The organism is Pseudomonas sp. 1L-C-7-B-C1 (assembly GCF_057291635.1).
The window spans coordinates 150,765-169,036 of the sequence record NZ_JBXAWH010000005.1; the positions used below are offsets into that span (position 1 = coordinate 150,765).

General features: G+C 60.7%; 15 protein-coding genes. 3 read left to right on the forward strand and 12 right to left on the reverse strand.

Features of this window, described 5'->3' with window-relative positions; translation table 11 throughout:
• Nucleotides 1-28: 28 nt before the first annotated feature.
• The 6 genes from AC0Z8Z_RS10000 to AC0Z8Z_RS10025 form a co-directional block, all read right to left on the reverse strand.
• The gene (locus AC0Z8Z_RS10000) at nucleotides 29-1,801 is read right to left on the reverse strand and encodes an ABC transporter substrate-binding protein (RefSeq protein ID WP_485618994.1); all 1,773 of its coding nucleotides are present in this window, start codon (nucleotides 1,799-1,801) and stop codon (nucleotides 29-31) included.
• A 97-nt stretch (nucleotides 1,802-1,898) separates the two neighbouring features.
• Nucleotides 1,899-2,171 (reverse strand): DUF2160 domain-containing protein, encoded by a 273-nt coding sequence (locus AC0Z8Z_RS10005; protein WP_065986436.1) that lies wholly within the window; start codon nucleotides 2,169-2,171, stop codon nucleotides 1,899-1,901.
• 11 nt (nucleotides 2,172-2,182) lie between these two features.
• Complete coding sequence (locus AC0Z8Z_RS10010) at nucleotides 2,183-2,983, reverse strand: carbohydrate ABC transporter permease (protein ID WP_074892149.1); 801 nt, start codon at nucleotides 2,981-2,983, stop codon at nucleotides 2,183-2,185.
• 27 nt (nucleotides 2,984-3,010) lie between these two features.
• Entirely contained in the window at nucleotides 3,011-3,877 is an 867-nt protein-coding gene (locus AC0Z8Z_RS10015) for a carbohydrate ABC transporter permease (RefSeq protein WP_455914162.1), read from the reverse strand.
• Entirely contained in the window at nucleotides 3,870-5,000 is a 1,131-nt protein-coding gene (locus tag AC0Z8Z_RS10020) for an ABC transporter ATP-binding protein (protein WP_172611320.1), read from the reverse strand. The genes AC0Z8Z_RS10015 and AC0Z8Z_RS10020 overlap by 8 nt, the downstream gene beginning before the upstream one ends.
• Complete coding sequence (locus AC0Z8Z_RS10025; protein WP_485618995.1) at nucleotides 5,000-6,094, reverse strand: ABC transporter ATP-binding protein; 1,095 nt, start codon at nucleotides 6,092-6,094, stop codon at nucleotides 5,000-5,002. The genes AC0Z8Z_RS10020 and AC0Z8Z_RS10025 overlap by 1 nt, the downstream gene beginning before the upstream one ends.
• A 356-nt stretch (nucleotides 6,095-6,450) precedes the next feature.
• Between AC0Z8Z_RS10025 and AC0Z8Z_RS10030 the strand changes: the two genes are divergently transcribed.
• Nucleotides 6,451-8,316, forward strand: a complete 1,866-nt coding sequence (locus tag AC0Z8Z_RS10030) for a sigma-54-dependent Fis family transcriptional regulator (protein ID WP_485618996.1) — start codon at nucleotides 6,451-6,453, stop codon at nucleotides 8,314-8,316.
• A 308-nt stretch (nucleotides 8,317-8,624) separates the two neighbouring features.
• On the opposite strand, the gene cysS is transcribed toward AC0Z8Z_RS10030, so the two are convergent.
• Nucleotides 8,625-10,007: a cysteine--tRNA ligase gene (gene cysS / locus AC0Z8Z_RS10035; RefSeq protein WP_485618997.1), complete on the reverse strand. Its 1,383-nt coding sequence runs from the start codon at nucleotides 10,005-10,007 to the stop codon at nucleotides 8,625-8,627.
• 10 nt (nucleotides 10,008-10,017) lie between these two features.
• The gene (locus AC0Z8Z_RS10040) at nucleotides 10,018-11,715 is read right to left on the reverse strand and encodes a glutamine--tRNA ligase/YqeY domain fusion protein (RefSeq protein ID WP_485618998.1); all 1,698 of its coding nucleotides are present in this window, start codon (nucleotides 11,713-11,715) and stop codon (nucleotides 10,018-10,020) included.
• Nucleotides 11,716-11,988: 273 nt separating this feature from the next.
• On the opposite strand from AC0Z8Z_RS10040, the gene AC0Z8Z_RS10045 reads away from it, so the two are divergent.
• Together AC0Z8Z_RS10045 and AC0Z8Z_RS10050 are read left to right on the forward strand one after the other, a co-directional pair.
• Complete coding sequence (locus AC0Z8Z_RS10045) at nucleotides 11,989-12,492, forward strand: peptidylprolyl isomerase (protein WP_172611313.1); 504 nt, start codon at nucleotides 11,989-11,991, stop codon at nucleotides 12,490-12,492.
• The gene (locus tag AC0Z8Z_RS10050; protein WP_485618999.1) at nucleotides 12,489-13,214 is read left to right on the forward strand and encodes a UDP-2,3-diacylglucosamine diphosphatase; all 726 of its coding nucleotides are present in this window, start codon (nucleotides 12,489-12,491) and stop codon (nucleotides 13,212-13,214) included. The genes AC0Z8Z_RS10045 and AC0Z8Z_RS10050 overlap by 4 nt, the downstream gene beginning before the upstream one ends.
• A gap of 166 nt (nucleotides 13,215-13,380) precedes the next feature.
• On the opposite strand, the gene AC0Z8Z_RS10055 is transcribed toward AC0Z8Z_RS10050, so the two are convergent.
• From AC0Z8Z_RS10055 to AC0Z8Z_RS10070, 4 genes are all read right to left on the reverse strand, one after another.
• Nucleotides 13,381-14,913: a DHA2 family efflux MFS transporter permease subunit gene (locus AC0Z8Z_RS10055; protein WP_122624737.1), complete on the reverse strand. Its 1,533-nt coding sequence runs from the start codon at nucleotides 14,911-14,913 to the stop codon at nucleotides 13,381-13,383.
• 69 nt (nucleotides 14,914-14,982) lie between these two features.
• Entirely contained in the window at nucleotides 14,983-16,260 is a 1,278-nt protein-coding gene (locus tag AC0Z8Z_RS10060; protein WP_485619000.1) for an EmrA/EmrK family multidrug efflux transporter periplasmic adaptor subunit, read from the reverse strand.
• A gap of 10 nt (nucleotides 16,261-16,270) precedes the next feature.
• Nucleotides 16,271-17,767 (reverse strand): efflux transporter outer membrane subunit, encoded by a 1,497-nt coding sequence (locus tag AC0Z8Z_RS10065; RefSeq protein WP_485619001.1) that lies wholly within the window; start codon nucleotides 17,765-17,767, stop codon nucleotides 16,271-16,273.
• Complete coding sequence (locus tag AC0Z8Z_RS10070; RefSeq protein WP_065986418.1) at nucleotides 17,764-18,237, reverse strand: MarR family winged helix-turn-helix transcriptional regulator; 474 nt, start codon at nucleotides 18,235-18,237, stop codon at nucleotides 17,764-17,766. Before AC0Z8Z_RS10070 ends, AC0Z8Z_RS10065 begins: the two co-directional genes overlap by 4 nt.
• Nucleotides 18,238-18,272 lie beyond the last annotated feature (35 nt).

Genomic DNA, 18,272 nt, shown 5'->3' on the forward strand with positions numbered 1-18,272 from the left:
TTATGCGCCGAACGTAGAAGCGTGCAGGTTACTTCTTCGCGGCTTCCCAGCTTTTCAAGAGATCCGAGTAAGCGATGGTTTCGCCCTTCGGTTTCTCGTTGGCCAGTTTGCGTTGTGGCGCGAGGAACGCACCGTTGCTCTTCTCGGCTTTGGTGTACCACTCTTCGGCCGAGGTTTCCGGGTTCATCTTCGGCGCGCAACCGCTTGGTTCCTGAACCTTGGAGCGCTCGATGCGGGTCATGATTGCATCCTGATCCTTGGCCAGACCGTCGAGGGCCGCCTGCGCGGTTTTCTCGCCGGTAACGGCTTCAGCCACGTGACTCCACCACAACTGAGCCAACTTCGGATAATCCGGAACGTTGGTGCCGGTTGGCGACCATTGCACACGGGCCGGGCTGCGGTAGAACTCGACCAGACCACCGAGTTTCGGCGCCAGGGCGGTCATCTCTTTGGAGTTGATGTCCGATTCACGAATCGGCGTCAGGCCCACGATGGTTTTCTTCAGCGAGACGGACTTCGATGTCACGAACTGCGCGTAGAGCCAGGCGGCCAGGCGTTTCTTCTCTTCGGTGGACTTGAGGAAGGTCCAGGAGCCCACGTCCTGATAACCCAGCTTCATGCCCTCTTTCCAGTAAGGACCCTTAGGCGATGGCGCCATCCGCCATTTCGGCGTGCCGTCGGCGTTCATGACCGGCAGACCTGGCTTGGTCATGTCAGCGGTGAAAGCGGTGTACCAGAAGATCTGCTGTGCGACGTTACCCTGGGACGGCACCGGACCGGACTCGGAGAAGGTCATGCCTGCCGCTTCAGGCGGCGCGTAGGCCTTGAGCCAGTCGATGTACTTCTGAGTGGCGTACACAGCGGCCGGGCCGTTGGTGTCGCCGCCGCGGGTGATGCTCGAACCGACCGGGTGGCACGCTTCAACACGAATGCCCCACTCGTCGACCGGCAGACCATTGGGCAAGCCTTTGTCGCCACTGCCGGCCATGGAGAACCAGGCATCGGTGAAGCGCCAGCCCAGGGACGGGTCTTTCTTGCCGTAGTCCATGTGGCCATAGACTTTCTTGCCGTCGAGTTCCTTGACGTCTTCGCTGAAGAACTTGGCGATGTCTTCATAGGCGGACCAGTTCACCGGCACGCCCAGCTCATAGCCGTATTTGGCCTTGAATTTCTCTTTCAGGTCAGGACGGTCAAACCAGTCGGCGCGGAACCAGTACAGGTTGGCAAATTGCTGGTCAGGCAGTTGATAAAGCTTGCCGTCCGGCGCGGTGGTAAAGGACGTACCGATGAAGTCCTTGAGGTCAAGCGTCGGAGAAGTGACTTTCGCCCCTTCCGGGCTGGCCATCAGGTCCGTCAGAGACATCGCCTTGCCGTAGCGGAAGTGCGTACCGATCAGATCGGAGTCGTTGACCCAGCCGTCGTAGATACTCTGGTTGGACTGCATGGCGGTCTGCAGTTTCTCGATCACGTCGCCTTCCTGCAGCAGGTCGTGGGTGACCTTGATGCCGGTGATTTCGGTAAACGCCTTGGCCAGGGTTTTGGATTCGTATTCATGGGTGGTCAAGGTTTCGGAAACCACCTTGATGTCCATGCCGCGGAACGGCTCGGCGGCCTTGATGAACCACTCCAGCTCCTTGAGTTTCTCGGCATCGGAGAGCGTGCTCGGCTTGAACTCGCTGTCGGCCCATTTCTTCGCCGCATCCTCGTACTGATCGGCCCATGCCGACACGCTCAAGCCACTGAGCATCACCATCGTTGCTACCGTCACACTATGTCGCAGCTTGTTTTTCTTATTGAACATAGACACCTCTTGTGTTGAATCTTATGTGATCCCGCGTTTCAACCTTCGTCATTCGCTTGCAGCAGGGGTACGTCTGCCTCCTGCTGGCAAAACCTTCTCAACCCCAACGCATCACCACCAACAGCCAGACCAGGGACAACCCGGAGGCCACCCAGATATCCCAGCTCGTCGCGCCGATGACCAGCAGATGCAGGTAGGCACTTCCGAGCAGGCCGATGAACAGACGATCGCCGCGCGTGGTGGCAATCGGCAGAAAACCGCGACGCTCAATACTCGCCGAACGCAGTTCCCAGGCCGTCATCGCTACCAGGATCGCAGCGATGGACGCAAAGAAAATAGCAGTTGGCAGGGTCCAGGACATCCACTCCATTTTTCGACTCCTCAGACACGACCAAGAGCAAAGCCCTTGACCACGTGATTACGAACGAACCAGATCACCAGCATGCCCGGCAGAATGGTCAACACCCCCGCCGCGGCCAGCACCCCCCAATCGATCCCCGACGCTGAAACGGTACGGGTCATGACCGCCGCGATCGGCTTGGCATTGACCGAAGTCAGCGTCCGCGCCAGCAGCAACTCGACCCAGGAGAACATGAAGCAGAAGAACGCCGTCACACCGATGCCCGAGCCAATCAGCGGGATGAAAATCTTGCCGAAGAACTTGGGAAAGCTATAGCCGTCGATGTAAGCCGTTTCGTCAATTTCCTTGGGAACCCCGGACATGAAGCCTTCCAGAATCCACACCGCCAGCGGCACGTTGAACAGGCAGTGCGCCAACGCTACCGCAATGTGCGTGTCGAACAGGCCGATGGACGAATACAGCTGGAAGAACGGCAGCAGGAAAACCGCAGGTGGTGCCATCCGATTGGTCAGGAGCCAGAAGAACAGGTGTTTGTCGCCGAGGAAACGATAGCGTGAAAACGCGTAGGCCGCAGGCAATGCGACGCTCAGCGATATCACCATATTCAGGCAGACGTAATACAGCGAGTTGATGTAGCCGCTGTACCAGCTTTCGTCGGTGAAGATCACCTTGTAGTTCGCCAGCGTGAAGTCCTGTGGGAACAGGGTCAGGCCGCCGAGAATTTCGGTGTTGGTCTTGAACGACATGTTGACCAGCCAGTAGATCGGCACCAGCAGAAACAGCAGGTAGATCCACAGCGGTATGAGCTTTTTGAACGACACTTTCTCGCGCTTGTTCATGGGCGCTCCTCAGTTCTTTTCGCTGTGGGTCATGGCGGTGTAGAACACCCACGACACCAACAGAATGATCAGGAAATACACCAGCGAGAACGCTGCCGCAGGGCCCAGGTCGAACTGGCCCAGCGCCATGGTCGTCAGGGTCTGGCTGAGGAAGGTCGTCGAGTTGCCCGGACCGCCACCGGTGAGTACGAACGGCTCGGTGTAGATCATGAAGCTGTCCATGAAGCGCAGCATCACCGCGATCAGCAGCACGCTCTTCATCTTCGGCAGCTGGATGTGTCGGAACACCGCCCAGTTCGACGCCCGATCAATTCGCGCGGCCTGGTAGTACACGTCCGGAATGGCGCGCAGACCCGAGTAGCACAGCAACGCCACCAGTGAGGTCCAGTGCCAGACATCGATGACCAGCACGGTCACCCAGGCGTCCGACGCATTGGCTGCGTAGTTGTAGCTGATGCCCAGCACATCGTTGAGGACCCAGCCCAGCAGACCGATATCGCCACGGCCGAAGATCTGCCAGATGGTGCCGACCACGTTGAAGGGGATCAGCAGCGGGATGGTCATGACGATCAGGCACACCGACGACCAGCGTCCCTTGGTCGGCATGGTCAGGGCGATGCCGATGCCCAGCGGGATTTCGATCAGCAGCACGCAGGCGGAGTAGATGAACTGGCGCAGCAGGGAGTCATGCAGGCGCGGGTCCTGCAGCACTTGCCGGAACCAGTCGGCGCCGACGAAGTAACGGCTGGACTGGTCGAAGATGTCCTGCACCGAATAGTTGACCACGGTCATCATCGGAATGATGGCGCTGAACGCCACCAGCAGGAACACCGGTAGCACCAGCCACCAGGCCTTGTTGTTTTGCACTTTAGTCATGGGACACCTCGCTGGCCGACAGTGTGTTCGTCGCGGCCTCCAGCAGAAATTCATCGGCGTAGAGCATCAGCCATTGCGCAGGGAAACTGACCCAGGCCTGACCCTGAGGCACGGGTTTGTCTTCCTGCAGGCGTACTTTCAACAGTTGGCCGGCCAGCTTGAGGGTGAGGATCTTGTAGGTCCCCAGGTCCTCGACGTAGGTGACTTCAGCCTGCATGGCGTCATCCACCGGGCCGTCCCAGACGTGCACGAACTCGGGACGAATCCCGACTTTCAACGTGCTCCATTTAGTGGCTGCCAAGCGCTGCTGCAAGGCGTCGGACAACGGCAGATGAATCCCGCCAAAGCCCACGCCGCCGGCTTCAGGCTTGACCTCGATGAGGTTCATGCCGGGGCTGCCGATGAAGTAGCCGACGAAGGTGTGGTGCGGCTTTTCAAACAGTTCGCGGGGGGTGCCGAACTGGACGATCTGGCCGCCGTACATCACCGCAATCTTGTCGGCGAAGGTCGAAGCCTCCAGCTGATCGTGGGTGACATAGACCATGGTGATGTTGAACTGCTCGTGAATCTGCTTGAGCTTGCGGCGCAGTTTCCACTTCAGGTGCGGGTCGATCACCGTCAGCGGTTCGTCGAACAGAATCGCTGACACGTCATCGCGAACCAGCCCGCGGCCCATGGAGACTTTCTGTTTTTCGTCAGCGGTGAGGCCTTTGGCTTTCTTCTTCAGCAACGGCTGCAGATCCAGCACGTCGGCGATTTCCTGCACCTTGATCTTCACTTTCGCTTCCGGCATGCCTTGATTGCGCAGCGGGAAGGCGAGGTTGTCGTACACCGTCATGGTGTCGTAGACCACCGGGAACTGGAAAACCTGAGCGATGTTGCGCTCTTCCGGCGACATGTCGTTGACCACGGTGGTGTCGAACAGGACCTTGCCTTCAGAAGGGCTGAGCAGGCCGGAGATGATATTGAGCAGGGTCGATTTGCCACAGCCGGACGGGCCGAGCAAGGCGTACGCGCCACCCTGCTCCCAGATGTGGGTCATTTCGCGGATGGCATAGTCTTCAGGGCCGGTCGGATTAGCGCTGTAGCTGTGCGCAAGTTGTTGCAAGCGGATCTCGGCCATCAGGCAACCCTCGCCATGCGCAGGCCCGGTGCCTGAATCAGGCCGCCCTGCTGATCGAATACGAACAGTTTGTGAGTCGGGATGTACACGCGAATCGACGTGTCCACGTCGTACTCGTGGACGCCCGGCAGATGCAGCACCAGCGAGAAATGCTCGTTGCGCACGTGCAGGAACGTTTCCGAACCACTGATTTCGGCGAGCTCGACGGTGACCGCCAGTTCGAGATCGTCATCGTTCGACGGCACCAGGCTCAGATGGCTCGGGCGCACGCCAAAGCGGTACTCGCCGTCGCCGATGGTGCGCAGGTCGACGTTCAGCGGAAAGTGCACGAAGTTGGCGAAGCTGACTTCGTTGCCTTCGATACGGCCTGGCATCAGGTTGATCGGCGGCTCGGAGAACAGCTCGGCGGCCAGCACGGTTTTCGGCTGGTGATACACCTCGGGCGTTCGGCCGCTCTGGATCACGCGACCTTCGTGCAGAATCGTGGTAGTCCCGCCCAGCGCCAGCGCTTCGTTCGGCTCGGTGGTGGCATAGATAGCGATGGTATTGCGCGTCTCGAACAGCTGGCGCATTTCCTGACGCAGCTCTTCGCGCAGCTTGTAGTCGAGGTTGACCAGCGGCTCATCGAACAGAATCAGTTCGGCGTCCTTGACCAGTGCCCGCGCCATCGCCGTGCGCTGCTGCTGGCCGCCGGACAATTCGAGGGGGTGACGGCTGAGGAATTTTTCGATGCGCAGCATCTTCGCGGTTTCGCGGACGCGGCGGTCGATTTCATCCTTCGACATCTTCGCCTGGCGCAGCGGCGAGGCGATGTTGTCGTAGACGGTCATGCTCGGATAGTTGATGAACTGCTGATACACCATGGAGACGTTGCGATGACGCACCGCGACCTGGGTGACATCTTTGCCATTCATCAGTACTCGGCCGCTGTCTGGCTTGTCCAGACCGGCCATCAAGCGCATCAGGCTGGTTTTGCCTGATAAGGTGCGCCCCAGCAATACGTTGAATGAGCCGGGTTCAAAGCTCAGCGAAGCATCGTCGATCCAGATCTGACCGTCGACGGCGCGGCTGACGTGCTCAAGCGTGAGAGACATGGCGTGCCCTTTTTATTTGTTTTGTTCGGGGTGTTGCGTGTGTGCCGTATGGCAGGTCGTGACATCCGTTGACCGATTGTGCTGACCGCTTGTTGGATAGCGACAATCGTGCCAACCGGCCTGCTCAGGCGCTTTCTGGCTGAAATGCGCGGACTAGAGCGGTTGCGACAATTTGCCGCAGAGATCGGCATTCGTTGATGAACATAAATGAACAGGAAAGGCTGAACACCTGAACAAAATGAACATTGACTTTGAACAATCCTGAACAACAATGGGTGGACGTTTTCGAGCAGGGATGCTCTGCCTAGCGGCATCTCGACAACAATAAATAAAAAGTACTCGGACGGAGCCATTTCATGGCCACAGCAGGCGCATCCCCCAGCCACGACACCATCATTCAGGACTCGTGGGCCCGTTGCCGCGAGTTCGGCCTCGACCACCAGTCACGGCCGTCCTTTGGCCGCCTGCCCGATCAGCAGGTTTCGCAACTGCTCGAGCGCCATCATTCACTGGTGCAGACCACCCATCAGCAAGTGCTGCCCTTCTACGAGAACATCCTGAGCAATTCCAATTGCCTGATTTTGCTCGCCGATCATCAGGGCCAAGTGCTCAATTCCTGGGGCAACAAGCGCTTCGTCGAGCCAGATCAACAACCGGGTTTCGTCGCCGGGGCCAGCTGGCTGGAGCAAGGCGCCGGCACCAATGCCATTGGCACGGCCCTGGCGTGTGAACAGGCTGTTCACATTGAGCACGATGAACACTTTCTCAAGGCCAACCGTTTCATGACCGGGTCGGCAGCGCCGATTTTCGATGCGTCGCGGCGGATGATCGCGGTGCTCGACGTGTCCAGCGACAGCTTTCTGCCGCCCTCCCACACCCTTGGGATGGTCAAGATGATGGGCCAGACCATCGAAAACCGGTTGATCCTCGACCAATTTCAGCACAGCCATTTCCAGCTGGTGTTCAATACCGGCCTGAACAACCTCGACAGCCAGTGGGCCGGGCTGCTGGTGTTCGACGAAAGCGGCCGGGTGCTCTGTGCCAACCGCCGCGCCGACAACCTTTTGGGCGTCAGCCTGCTCAACGCCAACATCGAAAACCTGTTCAAGGCGCCGATCGCCGACCTGCTTGATCAACCGGAAGGCCAGCCTTTCCCGCTTCAGGCCTCTGGCCACAACCGTTTTCATTGCGTGCTGAAGCGGCCGAAGGCGCCGGTGCTGAAGCTCAGAACGGTGCCGGTGCCAATTCCGGTGCAAGCACCGGTTGTGTCACGGTCGGTCACCGTTGGCGCCATTGAGCCAGGGCTGGGTGATGAGCGGGTTGAGAAAGCCGCGCGCCAAGGTCAGCGACTGCTGGAGAAGAACGTCCCGCTGTTGATCCTCGGCGAAACAGGCGTAGGCAAGGAAGTGTTCGTCAAGGCCCTGCACCGTGCCAGCTCCCGCGCCGATCAGCCCATGATTGCCGTGAACTGCGCAGCGATCCCGTCGGAACTGGTCGAGGCCGAGTTGTTTGGCTATGAAAAAGGCGCGTTCACCGGCGCCCACCATAAAGGCAGCATCGGGCTCATCCGCAAGGCCGACAAAGGCACGCTGTTCCTCGATGAAATCGGCGACATGCCGCTCCCGGTTCAGGCGCGCTTGCTGCGGGTGTTGCAGGAACGGTGCGTGCAGCCGGTGGGCAGCAGCGAGTTGTACCCGGTGGACATCCGGGTGATTTCCGCGACCCATTGCTCACTGCGCGAACATGTGCAGAACGGGCGGTTTCGTCAGGATTTGTACTACCGCATCAGCGGCCTGAACCTGGAGTTGCCGCCGTTGCGGGATCGCAGCGACAAACCCGCGCTGGTGCGTGCCATTTGGGAGCAGCACCGCGAACCGCAGCAGACCGCGGGGTTTGAGCCGCAGGTGATGGAGTTGTTCGAACGGCACCCGTGGCCGGGGAACCTGCGGCAGTTGAGCAACGTGATTCAGGTGGCGTTGGCGCTGGCCGACGATCAGCCGATTTCCACCGAGCATCTGCCGGAAGACTTTTTTGCGGACCTGGCAATGGGCTGCGAGCGCGTCGAAACAGAGACAGTGCTCAACCGAAAGTCTGCGCTGGACACGCCAGAGGAACTGAGTGAGCTGTTGCAGGCCGCGGGCGGGAATATATCGCAGCTGGCGAAGCGGCTGGGGGTGAGCCGGAATACGCTGTACAAGCGGCTGCGGGAACAGGGGTTTTGATTGGGGTTTTTCGCTAGCGCGTCTGGCGCGCAGACTTCATCGTTCCCGCGCTCCGCGTGGTAACCCCGCCCGCGACGCTCCGCGTCAGAGAAGACGCGGAGCGTCTGGCGATGCATTCCCACGCGGAGCGCGGGAACGATCATCAACAATCACCGCAGATGTAACGGGTGACAGATGAAATGTGGGAGCGAGCTTGCTCGCGAAGAGGCGGTTACAGTCGCTACATCTTCATTGGCTGAAAAGCTGCCTTCGCGAGCAAGGTGGAGCGCCATCCCGGCCGCTCCCACATCAACCGTGTGCGCGGCTGATCAGTCCGCCAAGCGCCAGGTCGTGCTGCCTTTGCTGTCTTCCAGCACCACGCCCATGGCGGTGAGTTGATCGCGGATGCGGTCGCTCTCAGCCCAGTTCTTGTCGACGCGCGCTTGCAGGCGGGCGGCGATCAAGGCTTCGACTTCGGCAGCGTCCACACGACCTTCGGCGCCGGCGCGCAGGAAGTCATCGGCTTCCAGTTGCAACACGCCCAACACGCTGGCCAGTTCCTTCAAGCGCGCCGCCAGACCTGCCGCTGCGTTGACATCGCTGTCGCGCAGACGGTTGATCTCGCGGACCATCTCGAACAGCACGGCGCACGCTTCCGGGGTCCCGAAGTCGTCGTTCATCGCCGTCGAAAAACGCTCGACGTACGCCTCGCCACCCGCAGGCTCGGCGACCGGCAGACCCTTGAGCGCGTGATAGAACCGCTCCAGCGCGCCTTTGGATTCCTTCAGACTGTCTTCTGAATAGTTGATCGCGCTGCGGTAGTGGCTCGACACCAGCAGGTAACGCACCACTTCCGGGTGGTATTTATCCAGCACGTCGCGAATGGTGAAGAAGTTGTTCAAAGACTTGGACATCTTCTCGCCATTGATGCGGATCATGCCGCAGTGCAGCCAGGCGTTGGCGTAGGTCTTGCCGGTCGCGGCTTCGCTCTGGGCAATCTCGTTTTCGTGGTGCGGGAATTCGAGGTCGCTGCCGCCGCCATGAATGTCGAAGGTCTCACCCAGGCAGCAGGTGGACATCACCGAGCACTCGATGTGCCAGCCCGGACGCCCTGCGCCCCACGGCGATTCCCAGCTCGGCTCGCCCGGCTTGACGCCTTTCCACAGCACGAAGTCCAGCGGGTCGTCCTTGGCTTCGTCGACCTCGATCCGCGCACCGATGCGCAGGTCTTCGATCTTCTTGCGCGACAGCTTGCCGTAGCCGAGGAATTTGCCGACGCGGTAGTAAACGTCGCCATTGCCCGGTGCGTAGGCGTAACCCTTGTCGATCAGGCGCTGGATCATGTCGTGCATGCCGCCGATGTAATCGGTGGCTCGCGGTTCCATGTCCGGCTTGAGGATGTTCAGCCGCGCTTCGTCCTCGTGCATCGCGTCGATCATGCGCGCGGTCAGGGCGTCGAACGCCTCGCCGTTTTCACGGGCGCGGTTGATGATCTTGTCGTCGATGTCGGTGATGTTGCGCACGTAGGTCAGGTCGTAGCCGCTGAAACGCAGCCAGCGGGTCACGACGTCGAACGCCACCATGCTGCGGCCGTGGCCCAGGTGGCAGTAGTCGTACACGGTCATCCCGCAGACGTACATGCGCACCTTGTTGCCATCCAGCGGTTTGAAGACTTCTTTGCTCTTGCTGAGCGTGTTGTAGATAGAAAGCACGTTGCCTACCTTAGCTCCACGAATCGCGGAGCGTCACAGTCCGGTTAAAGACCGGATGACCGGGTTTCGAGTCCTTCAGATCCGCGCTGAAATAGCCTTCGCGTTCGAACTGGAAACGGTCTTCCGGCTGAGCGTCAGCCAACGACGGTTCAGCGCGACAACCGGTCAACACCTGCAAGGAGCCCGGGTTGATGTTGTCCAGGAAGGTCTTGCCCTCTTCTGCTTTCTCAGGGTTCGCCGAGAGGAACAGACGGTCGTACAGACGCACTTCGCATTCGATGCTTTCCGCTGCCGGCACCCAGTGCACAACGCCTTTGACCTTGCGGCCTTCAGGGTTCTTGCCGAGGGTTTCCGGGTCGTAGGAGCAGCGCAGCTCGACGATGTTGCCGTCGGCGTCTTGGATCGCTTCGTCGGCGCGAATCACGTAGCTGCCACGCAGGCGCACTTCGCCGTTGGGCTCCAGACGCTTGTAGCCCTTCGGCGGCTCTTCCATGAAGTCTTCACGGTCGATGTAGATCTCGCGGGAGAACGGCAGCTTGCGCACGCCGAGCTCTTCCTTCTGCGGATGGCGCGGCAGTTCGAGGTGGTCGACCTGGCCTTCCGGGTAATTGGTGATCACGACTTTCAACGGACGCAGCACGCACATGGCGCGCGGGGCGTTGTGGTCCAGGTCCTGACGAATACTGAATTCCAGCATGCCGAAATCGACCACGCCGTCGGAACGGTTGGTGCCGATCATTTCGCAGAAGTTGCGGATCGACGCCGGGGTGTAACCGCGACGGCGGAAGCCCGAGAGCGTCGACATGCGCGGATCGTCCCAGCCATGCACGTGCTTTTCATCGACCAGTTGCTTGAGCTTGCGCTTGCTGGTGATGGTGTAGTTCAGGTTCAGGCGCGAGAACTCGTACTGGCGCGGCTTGCACGGCACCGGCAAGTTGTCGAGGAACCACTCGTAGAGCGGGCGATGGCTCTCGAATTCCAAAGTGCAGATCGAATGGGTGATGCCTTCGATGGCGTCCGATTGACCGTGGGTGAAATCGTAGATCGGGTAGATGCACCACTTGTCACCGGTCTGGTGGTGGTGGGCGTGACGAATGCGGTAGAGGATCGGATCGCGCAGGTTCATGTTCGGCGACGCCATGTCGATCTTGGCGCGCAGGACGCGGGCGCCGTCTTCGAACTCGCCGGCTTTCATGCGGCTGAACAGGTCGAGGTTTTCTTCGACGCTGCGATCGCGAAACGGGCTGTTCTTGCCCGGCTCGGTCAGGGTGCCGCGGTATTCTCGGGCCTGCTCGGGGGTCAGGTCATCGACATAGGCCTTGCCCGTCTCGATGAGATGGACCGCCCAGGCGTACAGCTGGTCGAAGTATTGCGAGGCATAACGCACTTCGCCGGACCACTCGAAGCCCAGCCATTTGACGTCGGCTTCGATGGCATCGATGTATTCCTGGTCTTCCTTCGCCGGATTGGTGTCGTCGAAGCGCAGATGCGTGACGCCGCCAAATTCCTGAGCCAGACCAAAGTTGACGCAGATCGACTTGGCATGACCGATGTGCAGGTAGCCGTTGGGCTCCGGCGGGAAGCGGGTCACGATCTGGGTGTGCTTGCCCGAATCCAGGTCTGCCTGCACGATGGGGCGCAGGAAGTTGGTTGGAATGGCAGGGCCTGCCTTGGAATTCGCAGCGGCATCTTGAGTGGGCTTGCTCATAGGATCCTTGTACGGGTCGCGGCCAGGAAGGCCGGTTAAATCAAAGCGCCTATCATAGCCGAAGCTGTCAAGCCCCTGACAGCGCGCTGTGACAAAACTGCCGAGATGGACCTGTACCCAGCGAGAACCGCCGGGGCAATCGCGACTACCCGAGCGACGGCGGCCCTCTGTAAACTGCGAGCCTGGTGTGATCAAAGGAACAGGCCTCGCACCCCGATGGCCGACTGCTGCGATCACCGCCCCTCACCACAGACTTCAAAGAGCGAGCTGACCATGTCGAAAGTAAAGCTGACCACCAACCACGGTGAAATCGTTCTGCAACTGAACGCAGAGAAGGCGCCGCTCACGGTCGCCAACTTCATCGAATACGTCAAAGCCGGCCACTACGAAAACACCGTATTCCACCGTGTGATCGGCAACTTCATGATCCAGGGCGGCGGCTTCGAGCCCGGCATGAAAGAGAAGAAAGACAAGCGCCCGAGCATCCAGAACGAAGCCGACAACGGCCTGCCGAACAAGAAGTACTCAGTGGCCATGGCCCGGACCATGGAGCCCCATTCAGCCTCGGCGCAATTCTTCATCAACGTCGCCGACAACGATTTCCTCAACCACAGCGCCAAGACCGTGCAGGGCTGGGGTTACGCCGTGTTCGCTGAAGTGGTTGAGGGCACTGACGTGGTCGACAAGATCAAGGGCGTCGCTACCACGTCCAAGGCGGGTCATCAAGACGTGCCAGCTGACGACGTGATCATCGAGAAAGCCGAGATCGTTGAGTGATATTGCTGATCTCCGATCTGCACCTGGAGGAGGGACGCCCGGACATTACCCGGGCGTTTCTCGGTCTGCTGAATGGGCGCGCTCGTGGGGCCGAGTCGCTGTACATCCTCGGGGACTTTTTCGAGGCCTGGATTGGCGATGACGCCATGTCGCCCTTCCAGCGATCGATCTGCCAGGCGTTGCGCGTATTAAGCGACAGCGGCACGCGGGTGTTCCTGATGCATGGCAATCGCGACTTCATGATCGGCCAGGGGTTTTGCAAGGCGGCGGGCTGCACGCTGCTCAAGGACCCGAGCGTCGTGAATTTCAACGGCGAACCGGTGCTGCTGATGCACGGCGACAGCCTGTGTACGCGGGACGAAGCCTACATGCGTATGCGCCGTTATCTGCGCCATCCGCTGACGCTGTGGGTGCTGCGGCATCTGCCGTTAAGCACCCGGCACAAGCTGGCCCGCAAGCTACGCAGCGAAAGCCGCGCGCAGACGCGGATGAAGGCCAACGACATTGTCGACGTCACGCCGGACGAAGTGCCGCGGGTGATGAACGAGTCAGGCGTTAAGACGCTGATCCACGGGCACACTCATCGGCCCGCGGTTCACCAGGTCGAGCTCGGCGGAATCACGGCGCAGCGCATCGTGCTGGGGGATTGGGATCGCGAGGGGTGGTTGCTGCAGATCGATGGATCGGGCTTTCATCTGGAGTCGTTTGCGTTCGAGGCCTGACAGTCAGGACTGAACATCGACGATTGTCGGACGGGGAACCTGTGGGAGTGAGCTTGCTCGCGAAAAGGCCAGTACATTCGCTGCATCTTTAGCGGCTGAAATACCGTCTTCGCGAGCAAGCTCGCTCCCACAGGAACGATGTCTGACGCCGACAGCGCGGCGTCAATCAATGCCCTCCCCCAGGCGCCGCCTTCGCGGTAAACGGCGGTTTAGCCAGCCAGATGATCAGGATCAGCGACAGGAAGATCCAACCCATCATGTAGAAATAGTCCACCGTGGACATCATGTAGGCCTGACTGGTCACCATCGAATCGAGCTGTGCATACGCCTGATTGCTCGCCCCGCCCAGGGTCTCCAGCGCATGCCGCGTTGTCGGCTCGTAGGCGTTCACGTTTTCGCTCAGATACGCATGATGCTGATTGGCGCGGCGGATCCAGATCCAGGTGGTCAACGACGCTGCGAAGCTGCCGCCCAGGTTACGCAGGAACGTCGCCAGCCCCGAGCCGTCGGCAATCTGCGACGGCGGCAGGTCCGACAGCAGGATGCTCAAGGTCGGCATGAAGAACAGCGCCACGCCTGCCCCCATGAACAACTGCACCAGCGCGATGTGGGTGAAATCCACCTGACTGGTGAAATCCGCACGCATGAAGCAGCTCAGGCCGATCGCCAGAAACGCCAGACCGGCCAGCAGACGCAAGTCGAACTTATGCGCGTAACGGCCCACAAAGGGCGACATCAACACCGGCAGCACGCCCAGTGGCGCCACCGCCAGCCCTGCATAGGTCGCCGTATAACCCATCTGCGTTTGCAGCCACTGCGGCAGAATCAGGTTGATCCCGAAGAACCCCGCATAGCCCGCCACCAGACAGATCGTCCCGTAGCGAAAGTTGCGGAACGCAAACAGCCGCAGGTTGACCACGGGATGGTCATCGGTCATTTCCCAGATGACAAATGCCGCCAGGCCAATCGCCGAAATCGCCGAACCGATAATGATGAAATTCGACTCGAACCAGTCCAGGTCATTGCCTTTGTCGAGCACGATCTGCAGCGCGCCCACGCCGATGATCAGCGTGATAAGCCCCACGTAGTCCATGGGCTGGCGACTGGTGCTGACCGGTCGCGTGGCCATCTGCTGACGCACGACGAACGCCGCGAACAGACCGATCGGCACGTTGATGAAGAAGATCCACGGCCAGCTGTAACTGTCGGTGATCCAGCCGCCGAGAATCGGCCCGGCGATCGGCGCCACAACCGTCACCATCGCCAGCAATGCCAATGCCATCCCCCGTTTCGCGGGGGGATATACGGCAATCAGGAGCGTCTGGGTCATCGGGTACAACGGCCCGGCGACCATGCCCTGCAATACCCGAAAGCCCACCAACTCAGGCATCGAGGTGGAAATGCCGCAGAGGAACGAAGCGGTCACGAACAGCAGCGTGGCCCATAGAAACAGCTTCACTTCGCCGAAGCGCCGGCTCAGCCAGCCGGTCAGCGGCAGCGCGATGGCGTTACTGACCGCGAACGAGGTGATGACCCACGTGCCCTGCTCCGAACTCACACCGAGGTTACCGGAAATGGTCGGCAAGGCCACGTTGGCGATGGTCGTGTCGAGCACTTGCATGAAAGTCGCCAGCGACAGGCCGATGGTGGTCAGCAACAGGCTTGGCGGCGTGAAAGAAGCGGGAGCGTTATTACTCATCGCGAATCCTTTGACACTCGAAGATCACTCCGGCCAGCAGACGCAGGCCGGGGCAAATGGATTGGCGAATCAGCGCTGGGCCGTCTTGCCGCTGGTTGACGCGCTGTTCTCGTGGATCACGCGGGCAATCATCGTGTCGGCGTCGGCCAGTTGTTTGGCGTAGACATCGGTGGTGAACAGCGGTTGCTTCGGCGGTTGCTGCGCCAGCACCGGACCGCTCTGGTCGTGCAGGTTGACGTCAACGGTGGTCGACAGGCCGATGCGCAGCGGGTGCTTGGCCAGTTCGTCGGCGTTGATGTGAATCCGCACCGGCACACGCTGGACGATCTTGATCCAGTTACCGGTGGCGTTCTGCGCGGGCAGCAACGCAAACGCACTGCCGGTACCGGCGCCGACGCTGTCCACGGTGCCGCTGTACTTGATGTCGCCGCCGTACAGGTCTGCTTCAATGTCCACCGGCTGGCCGATGCGCATCTGGCCCAGCTGGGTTTCCTTGAAGTTGGCGTCGATCCACAGCTGGTCGAGAGGAATCACCGCCATCAGCGCAGTGCCCGGCTGAACCCGCTGGCCCAGCTGCACGGTGCGCTTGGCGACGTAACCGGTGACCGGCGCAATCAGCGTACTGCGCGCGTTGCTCAGGTAGGCCTGGCGCAGTTGCGCGGCCGCCGATTTGACGTCCGGGTGCGAGGAAACCTGGGTGTCGTCCACCAGCGCGGTGCTGGTTGCCAACTGCTGCTGGATGTTGGTCAACGCGTTCTGCGCGGTGGTCAGGTCATCCTTGGCGTGGGACAGCTCTTCCTGGGAAATCGCCCCGCCCGCCGCCAGACTGCGACGACGGTTGTAGTTGTCTTGGGCTCTCTGCACTTCGGCGCGCTGGGCCGCCAGTTGCGCTTTCATGCCGTCGACGTTGCTGTACAGACCGCGCACCTGACGCACCACTTTGGCCAGATTGGCTTCGGCACTTTGCAGCGCCACTTCGGCGTCATTCGGGTCGAACTGAACGAGCACCTGACCTTCACGCACCAGGTCGCCGTCGTCAGCGCCGATGCTCACCACGGTGCCGGTGACTTGCGGGGTGATCTCCACGACGTTGCCGTTTACGTAGGCGTCGTCGGTGCTCTCGCTCCAGCGACCATACATTTCGTACCAGGCCCAGACGCCAATCACGCCGAGCACCACGATCAGCAGCAAACCGAGCAGCAGCAACTTGCGCTTGCGCGGGTTCTTGGTCTGCGTGGTCTGCCCGGCGCCCTTCTCGGCTGGCTTGTCAGCGGCCTTGTCGGGCGCCGAAGCGTTGACGTCCTTTTGTTCGTTTTCAGCGTTGTTGTCGGTAGTGGCAGTGGCCATGACGATTACCTTAATGAGTCAGCGAAGCAGTTGACGGGACGACCGGGGCGGCGTTTTCGCCGGACTTGCTTTCTTCGAAGCCTCCCCCGAGGGCCTGCATCAACTGGATCGAAAGATCGATTCGTTCCGCGTTGAGATCAGCCTGTTGGCGTTGCGATTGCAGCAGTTGTTGCTCGACGCTCAGCACGTCCAGGTAATTACCGATGCCGGATGAGTAGCGCTGAACGACGGTGTCGTAGGATTTCTGAATCACGTCGGTCGCCTGCTGGCGGGCCTCGATCTGGCGACGGATGTCGCGCAACTGGCCAATGCCATCACTGACATCCCCCAGCGCCCGGACCAGCGTCTTGTTGTATTGCGCCACGGCGAGGTCGTAGTCGGCGTCCCGCGCATCAAGGTCGGCACGGCGACGGCCGCCGTCGAAGATCGGCAGCGACACCGTCGGGGCCACGTTGAAGAAGCGACTGGCCGAGCCGAACATCGCATCACCCAGCAGCGACTCCGCCCCTGCCGAGGCGCTCAGGTTGAGGTTCGGGTAGAAGTTGGTCTTGCTGACGTCGATGTTCTTGCTCGCTGCTTCAACCCGCCAGCGCGCGGCGACCAGATCCGGGCGACGGCCCAGCAATTCCGCAGGCACCACCGACGGCAATGCCACCGCAGCGGGTTGCAACACGGCAGGCCGGCTCAACTTTTCGCCGCGGTCCGGGCCTTTGCCCATGAGCACAGCCAGCTGGATCCTGGCGCTGCGCAGGTTCTTTTCGGCGTCCGCCAGCGACTCGCGGGAATTGGCTTCAAGGCTCTGGGTCTGCTCGTACTGGTACTCGCTGTCGATGCCCGACTTGAAGCGCCGCGAGCCGAGGTCCAGCAATTGACTCGTGCGCTTGAGGTCTTCGGCCGCCAGATCGCGGACGATATAGGCCTGGCCCAGGTCGCTGTAGGCGCGGGCAACGTCGGCAGCGAGGGTCAGCTGCGCCGCTTGCTGATCGACTTCACTGGCGCGGGCCTGGCCCAATGCCGCTTCCCAGGCAGCCCGCTGGCCGCCCCACAGATCGAAGTTGTAATTGAAGCCGGCGCTCAGGCTGCGCAAGGTGCTGTAGCGACCGCCGGCCCCGGTCGGGTCCTGATCCCGGGCCAGACGGGAGCGGCTGACGCTGGCATCGGCATCGACGGTCGGCATGCGTTCGGCGTCGGCGGCGTACGCCTGGGCATTGGCCTGATGGGTGCGGGCAGCGGCGATCTGCATGTCCGGGCTGTCGCGCAGCGCTTCGGCGATCAGGCTATTGAGCTGCGGATCGCCCAGGCTGGTCCACCAATCGCGCTTCGGCCAGGCCGCGGGGGACAGGGTGATGCCGTTGAGGCTCTGGGCCGCCTGCAGCGTGTTGGCATCAATGCCGACGCCTTCGGTTTTCAGGCCTTTGGAACTGGCGCAACCGGCCAGCACGAGTGCCACGACTATCAGGCTCAGGGAAGTGCGCAGGGTCGAGCCCCGCTGAATGTGAGTGCTCATCGTTCGGCGATCCGGGCAATCGTGATGGGGTCGCCCGAGGCAACCAGAATTTTCGTCAGAATCTTTTCCAGTGCCAGCAGCTCGCTGTCTTCCAGCACGCCGACCATTTCGTTCATCGCGTGTGCGCCGATTTCCGGCAACAGGTCAGAGAGCGCCTTGCCTTCATCGGTCAGCACTAACTGCACCTGGCGTCGATCGGATTCCGAGCGCGCGCGGGACAGCAGGTTTTTCTGTTCAAGGCGATCAAGCATGCGGGTCATCGAGCCACTGTCGAGGTTCAACATGCGACAGATGTCGGCCGGGGTCTCGGCGCAGAACCGCGCGATCATCACCAGCACTTTGAACTGCTGCGCGGTGACGCCATGGGGCTCGAGATGCCGGTCGAGGATGCGGTTTTTCAGCTGTTCAGTCCGGCCCAGCAACATGCCCAGCAGACTGTCGTGAAAGTTTTCGGGAGTGAAATGCGCCATTGATAGCCAACCATTATCTGCTTAGGCAGTGAATG